This is a genomic window from Nocardioides sp. LMS-CY (assembly GCF_018732145.1).
Classification (GTDB): Bacteria; Actinomycetota; Actinomycetes; order Propionibacteriales; family Nocardioidaceae; genus Nocardioides; species Nocardioides soli.
The window spans coordinates 381213-394701 of sequence record NZ_CP076104.1 but is presented as its reverse complement, the minus strand read 5'-3'; the positions used below and the strand labels follow the sequence as shown (position 1 = coordinate 394701).

General features: G+C 72.7%; 13 protein-coding genes. 7 read left to right on the top strand and 6 right to left on the bottom strand.

The annotated features are described in order from the left end of the window. Positions 1-40: 40 nt before the first annotated feature. A complete protein-coding gene (locus KM427_RS01855; RefSeq protein ID WP_252274959.1) occupies positions 41-805 on the bottom strand; it encodes a carbon-nitrogen hydrolase family protein in 765 nt (254 codons plus the stop codon). An 18-nt stretch (positions 806-823) separates the two neighbouring features. On the opposite strand from KM427_RS01855, the gene KM427_RS01850 reads away from it, so the two are divergent. From KM427_RS01850 to KM427_RS01835, 4 genes are all read left to right on the top strand, one after another. After that, positions 824-1372 carry an NTP transferase domain-containing protein gene (locus KM427_RS01850; RefSeq protein ID WP_215526061.1) on the top strand — a complete coding sequence of 183 codons (549 nt, stop codon included), beginning with the start codon at positions 824-826 and terminating at the stop codon, positions 1370-1372. A 93-nt stretch (positions 1373-1465) separates the two neighbouring features. Beyond that, positions 1466-1792 (top strand): DUF6457 domain-containing protein, encoded by a 327-nt coding sequence (locus KM427_RS01845; RefSeq protein WP_215526060.1) that lies wholly within the window; start codon positions 1466-1468, stop codon positions 1790-1792. A 179-nt stretch (positions 1793-1971) separates the two neighbouring features. Next, complete coding sequence (locus tag KM427_RS01840; RefSeq protein ID WP_215526059.1) at positions 1972-2949, top strand: NAD(P)H-quinone oxidoreductase; 978 nt, start codon at positions 1972-1974, stop codon at positions 2947-2949. 42 nt (positions 2950-2991) lie between these two features. Beyond that, positions 2992-3579, top strand: a complete 588-nt coding sequence (locus tag KM427_RS01835; protein WP_183592323.1) for a bacterial proteasome activator family protein — start codon at positions 2992-2994, stop codon at positions 3577-3579. 90 nt (positions 3580-3669) lie between these two features. Here KM427_RS01835 and KM427_RS01830 read toward each other — a convergent pair whose 3' ends face one another. From KM427_RS01830 to serS, 5 genes are read right to left on the bottom strand one after another with little or no spacing between them, the layout of a single operon-like run. Next, positions 3670-4245 carry a hypothetical protein gene (locus KM427_RS01830; RefSeq protein WP_183592322.1) on the bottom strand — a complete coding sequence of 192 codons (576 nt, stop codon included), beginning with the start codon at positions 4243-4245 and terminating at the stop codon, positions 3670-3672. Between the two features lie 18 nt (positions 4246-4263). Then, positions 4264-5073, bottom strand: a complete 810-nt coding sequence (locus tag KM427_RS01825) for an HAD family hydrolase (protein ID WP_252274956.1) — start codon at positions 5071-5073, stop codon at positions 4264-4266. Then, a complete protein-coding gene (locus KM427_RS01820) occupies positions 5066-5557 on the bottom strand; it encodes a GNAT family N-acetyltransferase (protein ID WP_215526058.1) in 492 nt (163 codons plus the stop codon). The genes KM427_RS01825 and KM427_RS01820 overlap by 8 nt, the downstream gene beginning before the upstream one ends. Further along, complete coding sequence (locus KM427_RS01815; RefSeq protein ID WP_215526057.1) at positions 5554-6405, bottom strand: HAD family hydrolase; 852 nt, start codon at positions 6403-6405, stop codon at positions 5554-5556. Before KM427_RS01815 ends, KM427_RS01820 begins: the two co-directional genes overlap by 4 nt. Next, complete coding sequence (gene serS, locus KM427_RS01810) at positions 6402-7685, bottom strand: serine--tRNA ligase (RefSeq protein WP_215526056.1); 1284 nt, start codon at positions 7683-7685, stop codon at positions 6402-6404. The genes KM427_RS01815 and serS overlap by 4 nt, the downstream gene beginning before the upstream one ends. A gap of 170 nt (positions 7686-7855) precedes the next feature. Here serS and KM427_RS01805 point away from each other — a divergent pair, with 170 nt between their 5' ends. From KM427_RS01805 to kdpB, 3 genes are all read left to right on the top strand, one after another. Next, positions 7856-9427, top strand: coding sequence for a bifunctional phosphatase PAP2/diacylglycerol kinase family protein (locus KM427_RS01805; protein WP_215526055.1), 1572 nt, complete (start codon positions 7856-7858; stop codon positions 9425-9427). A 345-nt stretch (positions 9428-9772) separates the two neighbouring features. After that, entirely contained in the window at positions 9773-11437 is a 1665-nt protein-coding gene (kdpA, locus tag KM427_RS01800) for a potassium-transporting ATPase subunit KdpA (protein ID WP_215526054.1), read from the top strand. Beyond that, positions 11434-13485 carry a potassium-transporting ATPase subunit KdpB gene (gene kdpB / locus KM427_RS01795; RefSeq protein ID WP_252274954.1) on the top strand — a complete coding sequence of 684 codons (2052 nt, stop codon included), beginning with the start codon at positions 11434-11436 and terminating at the stop codon, positions 13483-13485. The genes kdpA and kdpB overlap by 4 nt, the downstream gene beginning before the upstream one ends. Positions 13486-13489: the final 4 nt, after the last annotated feature.

Here is a 13489-nt window from a genome sequence, read left to right as displayed (position 1 = left end):
GCACGACGACGAGGGACGGACCTGGACACGGGCAGGAAGGTTACATTCGCCGGTTCGCCAGCGAGGGGTTGGTCCTGCGGGCCCGCTCCAGCACCGTGTGCTCGACCACAGCGGTCACCACCTCGGGACCGTCCCCGGCCTCGGCGAGCACCTCGCCGAACGGGTCCACGGCCAGCGAGTGGCCGGTGTAGCGGGGCCCCGGCTGGCCCACGGCGACCACGAAGGCGGTGTTCTCGATCGCCCGTGCCCGCACGAGGGTGCGCCAGTGGTCGACCTTGTGCGGCCCGGCCACCCATGCGGCCGGGACCAGCAGCACCTCCGCCCCCGCGTCGACCAGCGCCCGCGCGAGCTCGGGGAACCGGAGGTCGTAGCAGGTCATCAGGCCGACGCCGAACCCGTTCAGGTCGAACACGACCGGGCTGGTCGGGCCCGCGCGGAGCCGGTCGGACTCGCGGTAGCCGAACGAGTCGTAGAGGTGGATCTTGCGGTACGCCGCGTCGGCGGCGCCCCGGGCGAGGAGGGTGTTGAAGGGTCGGTCGGGGTCGTCGCCCCGCTCGAACATGCCGGCCACGACCGTCGACCCGCGGTCGCCGGCCACCCGGGCGAGCTCGGTCGCGAACGGCCCGTCCGCGGGCTCGGCGTACGGGCTGACGTCGGAGCCGGCCGGTCCGAAGTCACGGGCGAACGCCTCGGGGAAGACCACCAGGTCGGCGCCGGCCGGCGCGAGCCGGTCGAGCAGGGCGCGGTTGCCGTCCGGCTCCAGGCCGGAGGCGTGCTGGACGAGGGCGACTCGCAGGCTGGCCACGGTGCGAGACTGCCACACATGACCTTCGCCGCGATCGTGCTGGCCGGCGGTCGGGCGGTGCGCATGGACGGCGCCGACAAGGCGTCGGTCGAGTACGCCGGGCGATCGCTCCTCGAGCACGCGATCGGGGCGCTGCGCGACGCGCACGAGGTGGTGGTCGTGGGCGACCCGGTGCCGACGACTCGGCCGGTGACCTTCTGCCGCGAGGAGCCGCGGTTCGGCGGGCCGGTGGCGGCGCTGCTGACCGGGTACGACGCGCTGGCGCGCCGGCCGGCGACCGTGGGCGTGCTGGCCGTGGACATGCCGCGGGTCACGCCGTCGACGTTCCGGCGGCTGCACGAGGCGGCCGACGGCCGGGACGGGGCGTTCCTGACCGACGCCGCGGGACGCCGCCAGCTCGCCGGGGTGCTGGCCGCCGACCGGCTCGACGGCGTCCGCCCCGATCCGGGCGCGCAGCACGGGATGTCGATGCGCGCGCTGCTCGCCGGCCTCGACCTGGCGCTGCTGGCGCCGGCGGGGGCGGAGGGCCGCGACGTCGACACCTGGGCGGACCTGCGCGACCTGTGACCGCCGCCCGGCGGCCCCTCCCGGCGGCGGAGTCGGGCGGAGTCGGGCGGAGGGGCTTGCCACGCGCCCGGCGGAGCGGCAAATCTGGGAGGCGTGAACCTCCACGACTGGATCGACGAGCTCAGCGACGTCCTCGACGTGGACACCGAGGTCGACGAGGGACTGATCCTCGACCTGGCCCGGATCGCCGCCCACAACGTGGCCCGGCCGGCCGCCCCGATCACGACGTACCTCCTGGGCTTCGCCGCCGGCGCCGGCGGCGTGGACCCGGAGGACCTCGAAGCGCTCGCCGCGCGGGCGCAGCGGTTGGCCGAGAGCTGGGACCGCCCCGCGGGGGCGCCCGATCCCGACGACGTCGACGACGAGATCCCCGACGACTCCTCGGTGGACCACACCGGCGAGACCTACGACGGGGCCTGATCTCTAGTGTCGTGCGTTGGAAGTTGTTGCACGGTTGGCGTGCTCAGGGTGCGTGCGCTGCAAGGCGCCGGAGCGCCGCCATACCCGCTCGTCTCGCAAGCGACGGCAACGCCGCAGAGTGCGTGCCATGGGTGCGCGAAGCGTCAAGAACTTCTGACGCCCGGCACTACGCTGGGCGCATGCGCGCCGTCATCGCCGCCGAGCCCGGCGGCCCCGAGGTCCTGTCCGTCGCGGAGCTCCCCGACCCCGAGCCCGGCCCCGGCGAGGTGCTGCTCGACGTCGCCGCGGCCGGCCTGAACCGGGCCGACCTGCTGCAGCGCCAGGGCTTCTACCCGCCGCCGCCCGGAGCGTCCGACGTGATCGGCATGGAGTGCAGCGGCACGGTCGCGGCGATCGGATCCGGCGTCGAGGGCTGGTCGGTCGGCGACCAGGCCTGCGCCCTGCTGGCCGGGGGCGGGTACGCCGAGCGGGTCGTCGTACCGGCCGGGCAGCTGATGCCGCTGCCCGCCGGCGTCGACCTGGTCACCGCCGCGGCGCTCCCCGAGGTCGCCGCCACGGTGTGGTCGAACGTGTTCATGGTCGCCGGCCTGCAGCCGCAGGAGACGCTGCTGGTGCACGGCGGGGCGGGTGGCATCGGGTCGTTCGCGATCCAGCTCGCCCACCGGCTGGGCGCCCGGGTGGCCACCACCGCCGGCAGTCCCGACAAGTTGGCGGCCTGCGCGGCGCTGGGTGCCGACGTGACCATCGACTACCGCGAGCAGGACTTCGTGGCCGTCGTGAAGGACGCGACCGACGGCCGCGGCGCCGACGTGATCCTCGACAACATGGGCGCCAAGTACCTCGACCGCAACATCGACGCGCTCGCGATCCAGGGCCGGCTGGTCATCATCGGCATGCAGGGCGGCACCCGGGCGGAGCTCGACATCAACAAGCTGCTCCGCAAGCGCGGCGCGGTGATCGCGACCAACCTGCGCGGTCGGCCGAGCGACGAGAAGGCCGCCATCTGCGCGTCGGTCGTCGAGCACGTGTGGCCGCTGGTCGCCGAGGGCCTGGTGCGCCCGGTCGTGGGCAGGTCGTTCCCGCTGGCCGAGGCGGCCGGTGCGCACGCGTTCATGGAGTCGGGCGAGCACAGCGGGAAGATCCTGCTCACCGTCTGATCCCTTCCCGATGCCTTCACCGACACCGATACGGTGGAGATCATGAGCGAGCAGGACTCCCCGCAAGCCGAGCAGCAGGTCGTCATCATCGGACCCGACGGGCAGCCGGTGGCCGCCGTGCCCGCCTCCGCCGTGTCCGCGGCGGCCGACGGGGACGACGACAGCGAGCGCTCGGTGACCGAGCTGGTCGAGCAGCCGGCGAAGGTGATGCGGATCGGCAGCATGATCCGGCAGCTGCTCGAGGAGGTGCGCTCGGCGCCGCTCGACGAGGCGAGCCGGCAGCGGCTCAAGGAGATCCACCAGGCCTCGATCAAGGAGCTCGAGGAGGGCCTCGCCCCCGAGCTGGTCGAGGAGCTCGAGCGACTGTCGCTACCCTTCACCGACGACGCCACGCCGTCCGACGGCGAGCTGCGGATCGCCCAGGCCCAGCTGGTGGGCTGGCTCGAGGGCCTCTTCCACGGCATCCAGACCGCGATCTACGCCCAGCAGGTGGCCGCCCGGGCGCAGTTCGAGCAGATCCGCCGCGGCCTGCCGCCCGGCATGAGCCGCCCCGGCGCCCCCGGCGTCCAGCCCGGCGCCGGCGACCAGCCGCCGCCGACCCCGGGTGATTCCGGCGGCATGTACCTCTGACCGCTCGGGCACTTCCCTCGCTTCTGCCCGTCCGCACACCCCGAGAAGTGCAGGGATACCCGGTGCACCGGGTATCCCTGGGGGAAGCCGTCAGGCCCGACGCCCGCGCCAGGCCACGAAGACCAGGCCCAGCAGCCCCACGATCACCAGGGCGGCGCCCGGCGCGGCCAGTCGCCGGAGCTCGACGGGCTCGTCGGCGACGGTCGTGAAGGTCGCCGGCTCCGGCTCGGGCTCGACCGCCGGGCGACCGGCGCCGAGCAGCCGCTCGACCTGCCCGACGTACACCTCGGTCGCCGGCGCGGTGCCGCTGCGACTGTCGGTGCTCAGCGCGTCGCCGTCGCGCCGGACGAAGAACACGTAGTCCGCACCGGGGCGCAGCCCCGGCTTGCCGCACCTGGCGCGCCGGGCGTCGGTGGTGACCTCGACCTGCGACGTCGCGACCGGGCCCTTGAAGACCAGGTCGGCGTCGACGACGTAGGTCACGGTCGTGCCGGCGACGCTCCGATCGGCGACGGTGCCGGTGAAGACGCCGTTGGCGCCCTTGGCATGCTCCTCCAGGCTCCCCCGGTCGGCCGGGCACGCGGCCACGGCCGGCGCCGCGCCCACCGCGACCACGCCCGCCGAGGAGAGCAGGAGCGCGGCGAGGGCCGATCGGACGAGGGACACGACGAACATCTCAACAGATCACAGGTCGAAGAGACCAGCCAGCACCCGGGCCACGCCGTCGTCGTCGTTCGAGCCCGCGCGGTGGAGCGCGGTCTCCAGGACGGTCGGGTGGGCGCCGGCCATGGCGTACGACGAGCCGGCCCAGGCCAGCATCGGCAGGTCGTTGGGCATGTCGCCGAAGGCGACCACGTCGGCCGCGTCGACGCCCAGGTCGGTGCACAGCAGCTCGAGCGTCGAGGCCTTGGTCACCCCGGGGGCGCTGATCTCCAGCAGCGACGAGGTCGACGACCAGGTGATCACGAGCCGGCCGCCGACGGCCTGCTCGGCGAGCTCCCAGAACTCCTGCGGGCCGAGCCGCTCGTGGCGCGCCAGCAGCTTGAGCGCCGGTCGGTCGAGGAGCTCCTCCACCGGTCCGCGGCGGGCGTCGGCCGGCACCGGAGCCAGCTCGACGAAGTGGTCCTCGAGCCCGAACCCCGCCAGCGTCTCGACGGCGAACGCGGCGTCCGGCAGCGCGGCGCGCAGCAGCCGACAGGCCTCGAGGCCGAGGGCGGGCTCGATCGGGCGCTCGAGGTGGGGCCGGTGCCGGGCGACGTCCCACACCAGCGCCCCGTTGGAGACGACCGCGAGGCCGTGCTCGCCGACGTGCTCGAAGACCTCCTCGGTCCAGCGCAGCGGGCGCCCGGTCACGAAGACGACGGGCACGCCGCACGCCTCGATCTGGGCCAGGACCTCGGCGGTGTACGCCGACACGCTGCCGTCGCTGCGGACCAGGGTGCCGTCGAGGTCGGTGGCGACGAGGCGGGGCCGCGCCGCGCGCACCTCAGCCACCGGCGGGCAACGGCCGCGCCATCACGAGCTCGCCGTCCTCGTTGGCGCCGCGCAGCTCGGTGAAGCCGCACTTCGCGAGCACCCGGATGCTCGGCTTGTTGGTGGGCTCGACGCTGGCCCGCACGCGGACGCCGAGCGCGTCGGCCTCGGCCAGCAGGGCCTGGAGCGCCTCGGTCGCGAACCCGTAGCCGTGCGCCTCGTCGACCAGGCCGTAGCCGACCTCGACCTCGGGCACCCCGTCGGCGGCCGGCTCCGGCGGGCCGAAGAAGCCGATCGAGCCGAGCGCTGTCACGCCGCGGACGATGTGCCGCGGCGCCCAGCAGTCACCCTCGCGCCACAGTCCGGCGGCGTCGAGGTCGTCGCGACGCGGGTAGTCGGGGTGCCAACCCGGGCGGCGCTCACCGCTCCGGATCGCCACGACGTCGTCGGCCGTCCACAACGGGAGCCGGAGCCGCTCGGTCGTGACCATCGGCGGAAGGCTCATCCGCGCTCCCCATCGGGGTCGAACCAGCGGTCGAGCTCGGCGGCGAGACCGTCCTCGTCGACCGGCCCGGTCACGTCGTCCGCGGCGTCCTGGACCTCCTGGATCGCCTGGCCCATCGCCACCGCCCGGCGGGCCCAGGCGAACATCTCCAGGTCGTTGCGCCCGTCGCCGACCGCGAGCGCGTCGTCGGCACTGACGCCGAGTCGCTCGGCGACGTGGGCCAGACCCGATGCCTTCGAGACCCCGATCGGCGCCAGGTCGAGCCACGCGGTCCAGCCGACGACGTAGTTGATGCCATGCAGGCCGAGCCGCTGCGCGAGGTCGACGAACTCGTCGGCGGTCGCCTTGGGGTCGCGGATGATCACACGGCTGACCTCGACGGCGAGCAGCTCGTCGATCTCGGTGACGATCATCTCCCCCGAGAGCTCACCCTCCGGGAAGGGCGCGTTCACGCGGTAGCCGATGCCGCGCTCCTCGACGCCGACGAGGGCGTCGGGGTGGTGCTCGAGGATGGCCGCGACCGCCGGGCGCGCGTCGAAGGTCTCCTCGTGCACGACCTCGATCGGCGGGTAGCGGAAGACGACGGCCCCGTTGGACGCGACGATCCACAAGCGGTCGCGCCGCTCGTCGTACAGCTCGAGCTGGTCGGCGATCGACGTCATGCCGTGGGGCGAGCGGCCGGAGGCGAGCACGACGTGCGCACCGGCGTCGATCACCCGGTGGATCGCCTTCTTGACCGCCGGGGTGACCTCTTCGTGGACCATCCCGGCGCCCTCGATCCAGGACAGGATCGTGCCGTCGATGTCGAGCGCGACCAGCTGCGGCCGCCAGTCGAGGGGGACTCTCACTTCTGAACCGGCTCCAGAGTCTCGCGCCCGAGCCACTTCTGGAGCGCCTTCGGGACCCGCACCGAGCCGTCGGCCTGCTGGTGGGTCTCGAGGATCGCGACGATCGTGCGGGTCATCGCGCACAGCGTGCCGTTGAGCGTCGAGATCGGCTTCGTGCCGCCCTGGTCGCTCGGGAACCGCCCGCGGGTGTCGAGCCGGCGGGTCTGGAACTCGGTGCAGTTCGAGGTCGAGGTGAGCTCGCGGTACTTGCCCTGGGTCGGGATCCACGCCTCGCAGTCGAACTTGCGGATCGCCGAGAGCCCGAGGTCGCCGGCGGCGACGTCGATGACCCGGTAGGCCAGCTCGAGCTTGTCGAGGAACTGCTTCTCCCACTCGAGCAGCCGCTGGTGCTCGGCGTACGACTCCTCGGTCGTCGTGTAGACGAACATCTCGACCTTGTCGAACCAGTGCACCCGGATGATGCCCTTGGTGTCCTTGCCGTGCGAGCCGGCCTCCTTGCGGAAGCAGGGGCTAAACGCGGCGTACCGCAGCGGCAGCGCGCCGCCGTCGAGGATCTCGTCGGAGTGGTAGGCCGCCATCGGCACCTCCGAGGTGCCGACGAGGTACATGTCCTGCCCCTCGATCCGGTAGACGTCGTCGGCCGCCTGGCCGAGGAAGCCGGTGCCGTCCATTGCGCGCGGCTTGACCATCGACGGCGCGATCACCTGGGTGAAGCCGGCCTCGCGGGCCTGCTCCATGGCGAGGTTGAGCAGCGCCAGCTCGAGCTCGGCACCGGCTCCGGTGAGGAAGTAGAAGCGCGAGCCCGACACCTTCGCACCGCGGTCGAGGTCGATGGCGCCGAGGATCCGGCCCAGCTCGACGTGATCGCGCGGCTCGAAGCCCTCGGCGGCGAAGTCGCGGGGCGTGCCGACGGTCTCGAGGACGACGAAGTCGTCCTCGCCCCCGGCCGGCGCCTCTGCGGCGGCCAGGTTGGGGATGCTCATGATCGCGTCCTGCCACGCGGCCTCGGCCTCGCCCTGCGCGGCCTCGGCCTGCTTCACCTCGGCGGCGAGCGCCTTGGTGCGGGCGAGCAGCTCCTGCTTCTCCTCGCCCTGGGCCTGCGCGACCTGTTTGCCGAGCGCCTTCTGCTCGGCCCGCTTCGACTCGAAGTCGGTGATCGCCTGACGCCGTGCCTGGTCGGCGGAGAGCGCCCGGTCCACGACCTCGCCGGAGAGGCCGCGCTTGGCCTGGGCGGCGCGCACGCGGTCGGGGTCGTCACGGAGGATGCGGGGATCGATCATCTCGGGGTCCCCGCGCAATCGGGAGCGCGGCGAGCGATTTCGTGGGGTGAGGTCACGCTGCCAGGCTATCCGGGGCGGGTCGGGGCGCGCTCGCGAGATAGCGGTGCCTGGGGAGAACCGGCGCTCCCGGCATACTTTCCGAGCAGACGCCCCCGACCGTGAGGATCCACGTGCTCGACCGCCCCCGCGCCACCGTGCTGAGCTGGGCCGCCTTGTGCTTCGTGCTCTTCGGGCTGTTGCTGCTGGCGGTCGTGGGTGACGCCGCGTGGCTCGTCGACCTCGACGACCGCGGCGAGGGATCGCAGACCTGGGCGACCGACGTCGGCTGGCTGCACGACGTGCTGCGGGTGATCGAGGTCGCCACCGGGACGATCGCGATGACGGCCTACACCGCCGTGCTCTTCGTGCTGCTGCTGCGTCGCTACCACCGGGCGGCGTTCTTCACCGCCGGCGTGATGATCGTGACGGCGGTGGCGACGACCCTGCTCAAGGGCCTGGTCGACCGCGACCGGCCGCCGTGGCAGAGCACCGAGGCGCTGCTGCACAACGGCGCCTTCCCCTCCGGCCACGCGTCCTCGATCACGGCGTTCGCCGGCATCGTGATCGTGCTGGTCGGGATGCTGGTCCGTCGGCGCAGCGTGCGCCGCCTGGCGTACGTCGGGGCGGTGCTGCTCGTCGTGGTCGTCTGCCTCGACCGGGTGCTGCTCGGGCGCCACTACCCCTCCGACGTGGTCGGCGGGGTGCTGCTCGGCGCCGGGTTCGTGCTGCTCGCGATCGGCCTCTACAACCCCCGGCCGCGCGGCCACGCGGAGAGCGTCGAGCCGCTGCCCGAGGTCTTCGTCTCGGAGAAGCAGCTCGCGGTGATCCTCAACCCGATCAAGGTGGAGGACGTCGGGCAGTTCAAGGCGATCGTGTCGACGATGGCCGCCGAGGCCGGCTGGTCCACGCCCAGCTGGCACTACACGACCGTCGAGGACCCCGGCACCGGCATGGCCGAGGCGGCGTCGGTCGCGGGCGCCGACCTGGTGCTGGTCTGCGGGGGCGATGGCACGGTGCGCGAGGTGTGCGCCGAGCTCGCCGGCACCGGGATCCCGGTCGGGATCATCCCCGCCGGCACCGGCAACCTGCTGGCCCGCAACCTCGACATCCCGCTCTACCTGCGCGCGGCGATCGACGTCGCCCTCAACGGCCAGGACCGGGCGATCGACCTGGTCGAGGTCTCCGGCGACGGCTTCGAGGACACCCACTTCCTGGTGATGGCCGGCATGGGGTTCGACGCCGCGATCATGGAGGGCGTCAACGAGGACATCAAGAAGAAGATCGGCTGGGTCGCCTACGTGCTCTCCGCCCTGAAGTCCCTGATGTTCCCCGCCGTCCGGGTCGAGGTCTCCGTCGACGACGGCGAGTTCACCAAGCATCGCGCCCGCACCATCGTCGTCGGCAACGTCGGCTTCCTCCAGGCGGGCATGCCGCTGCTGCCGGACGCCGCCATCGACGACGGCGTGCTCGACGTGGTGCTGCTGCACCCGCGCAAGTTCCTGTCCTGGATCCCGCTCGCCTACCGGGTGCTCGCCCGCCGCCCCCGCACCGACGACCTCGTGAACCGGATGACCGGCCACACCGTCGTGGTGCGCGCCGCCGCCGACACCCCCCGGCAGCTCGACGGCGACTCGATCGGCCCGGGCCGGGAGCTGCGGATGACCTGCGTGCACGGCCGGCTGCTGGTGCGCGTCCCGCGCTGAGCCTCGGGTGGTTTCGAGGCTCGTCGCTGGCGCTCCTCACACCTCAACCACCGTGGTCGACCGAGTAGGTGGTGGTTTCGAGGCTCGTCGCTGGCGCTCCTCACACCTCAACCACCGCCGCGGTGGTTGAGGTGCGAAGGCGCCCTGGCGCCTGAGCCTCGAAACCACCCGTCAGGGATGCGTCAAGGCGCCGACCGGGACCGTCAAGGAACCGTCAAGACGCGCGCGAGCACGCCGCGCGCGGACCTATGACTGAGGCGTGTCCGATGTCATCTACGTGCTCCTGACCCTCGCGGTCTTCGGGTTGCTCGCCCTGCTGGTGGGCGCCCTGGATCGGGGGTCCCAGTGAGCGATCTCGCTCCCGCCCTCGGCCAGATCGCGGTGCTCGTCGCCGCGCTGGCGGTCGCCGTCCCGCTCCTGGGCCGCCACCTCGCCCACGTCTACACCTCGCCGCGGCACCTTGCGGTCGAGCGCGCGGCGTACCGGCTGCTGCGCGTCGACCCGGACGCCGACCAGCACTGGAAGACGTACACGATGTCGGTGCTGGGCTTCTCGCTCGTCAGCCTGCTGCTGCTCTACCTGCTCGGGCGGGTGCAGGAGCACCTGCCGCTGAGCCTGGGGTACGCCGCGCTGCCGGCCGACGGCGCGTGGAACACGGCGGTCAGCTTCGTGACCAACACCAACTGGCAGTGGTACGCCGGGGAGTCGACGGTCGGCCACCTCTTCCAGATGTCCGGCCTGACCGTGCAGAACTTCGTCTCCGCCGCGGTCGGCATGGCGGTCGCCGCCGCCTTCGCCCGGGGCCTCGCGCGCCAGCTCGCCGGCGGCCGGGTCGGCAACTTCTGGTCGGACCTGGTCCGCGGCGTGCTGCGGGTGCTGCTGCCGATCTCCGTCGTCTCCGCGGTCGTGCTCGTCGCGGGCGGGGCGATCCAGAACCTGATGGGCACCCGGACCGTCGAGACGCTCGCCGGCGGCACCCAGCAGGTGACCGGCGGCCCGGTGGCCAGCCAGGAGGTGATCAAGCAGCTCGGCACCAACGGCGGCGGCTTCTACAACGTCAACGCCGCCCACCCCTTCGAGAACCCGACCCCGCTCACCGACGTCCTCCTGATCTTCCTGATGCTGGTGATCCCCTTCGCGATGGCCTGGGCCTTCGGCCTGATCGTCCGCGACCGCCGCCAGGGGATCGCCGTGCTGTCGGTGATGGCGCTGCTGCTCGGCGTCGCGGTGACGCTGCTCACCTGGGCCGAGATGGCCGGCGTCGGCCGGGCCCCCGAGGCCGCGGGCGGCGCGATGGAGGGCAAGGAGGTCCGGTTCGGCGAGGCGGCCTCGGCGCTGTTCGCCGCGGCCACGACCGGCACCTCCACCGGTGCCGTCAACTCGATGCACGACTCGCTCACCGCGCCCGGCGGCGGCGTGGCGATGTTCGGCATGATGCTGGGCGAGATCGCGCCCGGCGGCGTGGGCTCGGGCCTCTACGGCATGCTGATGCTCGCGATCGTCACCGTGTTCCTCTGCGGCCTGATGGTCGGGCGCACGCCGGAGTACCTCGGCCGGAAGATCGGCCAGCGCGAGATCGTCCTCGTCGCCCTCTACGTGCTCGCCACCCCGGTGCTCGTGCTCGTCGGCATCGCGATCGCGATCACGGCGCAGGACGGCCTCGCCGGACTCCAGGAGTCGGGGCCGCACGGGCTCTCCGAGGCGCTGTACGCCGTGACCTCCGCCGCGAACAACAACGGCTCGGCGTTCGGCGGGCTCACCTCGGGCACGCCGTTCTGGAACACGCTGCTCGGCCTGCTGATGCTGCTCGGGCGCTTCGTGCCGATGGTCCTCGTGCTCGCGATGGCGGGGCGGTTCGCGAGCCAGCGACACTCCCCGCCGAGCGCCGGCACGCTCCCCACCCACCAGCCACTCTTCGTGGCGCTCCTCTCGGGCGTCGCCCTGGTCGTGGTCGGCCTGACCTACGTACCCGTGCTCGCCCTCGGCCCGATCGCGGAGTCCCTGTCGTGAACGCCATCGCCAACCTGAACCTCGCGCAGGCGCTCCCCGGCGCCGTCCGCAAGCTGGACCCGCGCGAGCTGGTCCGGGCCCCCGTCCTGCTGGTCGTCGAGATCGGCGCGGTCGCCACCACGGTGCTGTCGGTGGCCGACCCGAGCACCATGGGCTGGATCGTCACGGTGTGGCTCTGGCTCACCGTGCTGTTCGGCACGCTCGCCGAGTCCGTCGCCGAGGGCCGGGGCAAGGCCCAGGCCGCCAGCCTGCGGGCGCTCCAGCAGGAGACGGTCGCGCACAAGGTGCACGGCTCCTTCGACCAGCTGCGCTACACCGGCAACCTGGCGGAGCTGCCCGTCGACGAGGTGCCCAGCACCGCGCTGCGCGCCGGTGACGTCGTGGTGGTCGCCGCGGGCGACCGGATCCCCGGCGACGGCGACGTCATCGAGGGCGTCGCGTCGGTCGACGAGTCGGCGGTGACCGGCGAGTCCGCCCCCGTGATCCGGGAGTCGGGCGGCGACCGGTCGGCGGTCACCGGCGGCACCGTGGTGCTGTCGGACCGGATCGTCGTCCGGATCACCTCCGACCCCGGCCGGTCCTTCGTGGACCGGATGATCGCGCTGGTCGAGGGCTCCGAGCGACAGCGCACGCCCAACGAGCTCGCGCTCAACGTGCTGCTCTCCTCGCTCACCGCGATCTTCGTCGTGGTCGTCGGCTCCCTCTACTTCGTGGCCGACTACAGCGACGCCCACCAGTCGCTGATCGTTCTGACCGCGCTGCTGGTCTGCCTGATCCCGACCACGATCGGCGCCCTGCTCTCCGCGATCGGGATCGCGGGCATGGACCGGCTGGTCCGCCGCAACGTGCTGGCGATGTCCGGCCGCGCGGTCGAGGCGGCGGGCGACGTCGACGTACTCCTCCTGGACAAGACCGGCACCATCACGCATGGCAACCGGCAGGCGGCCGAGCTGCTGCCGCTCACCGGTGTCGCCCAGGACGAGCTCGCGCAGGCGTCCCTGCTGTCCTCGCTCGCCGACGAGACGCCCGAAGGGCGCTCGATCGTCGCGCTGGTCGGTGGTTTCGAGACAGGCGCAGAGCGCCTTCCTCAACCACCGGGGGAGCTCGTCCCGTTCAGCGCCACGACCCGGATGAGCGGCATCGACACGGGCAACGTGAGCATCCGCAAGGGCGCCGACTCGGCGGTCGCGAAGTGGGTGCACAGCACCGGCGGCCACGCCACCGACGAGCTGGACGCGATCGTCGAGCGGATCGGCGCCAGCGGGGGTACGCCGCTGGTCGTCGCCGAGCGTCGCGGCCTGCAGCCGGCCCGGGTGCTCGGCGTCGTCCACCTCAAGGACATCGTCAAGGACGGCATCCGCGAGCGGTTCGACGAGATGCGCGCGATGGGCATCCGCACCGTGATGATCACCGGCGACAACCCCCGCACCGCCGCGGCGATCGCCCGGGAGGCCGGCGTCGACGACTTCCTCGCCGAGGCGACCCCCGAGGACAAGATGGCACTGATCCGCCGGGAGCAGGAGGGCGGCCGGATGGTCGCGATGTGCGGCGACGGCACCAACGACGCGCCCGCGCTGGCCCAGGCCGACGTCGGGGTCGCGATGAACACCGGGACGACCGCGGCCAAGGAGGCCGGCAACATGGTCGACCTCGACTCCGACCCGACGAAGCTCATCGACGTCGTCGAGATCGGCAAGCAGCTGCTGATCACCCGGGGCGCGCTCACGACGTTCTCGGTCGCCAACGACGTCGCGAAGTACTTCGCGATCCTGCCGGCCATGTTCGTCGTGGCGTTCCCCGACCTCGGCGTGCTCAACGTGATGCGCCTGTCGAGCCCGGAGTCGGCGATCGTCTCCGCGGTCGTCTTCAACGCGCTGATCATCATCGCGCTGATCCCGCTGTCGCTGCGCGGCGTGCGCTACCGGCCGTCGTCGGCGGCCGCCCTGCTGCGCCGCAACCTGCTGATCTACGGCGTCGGCGGACTGATCGCACCGTTCGTCGGGATCAAGCTGCTCGACCTCGTCATCTCGCTCATCCCGGGGCTCTAGGAGG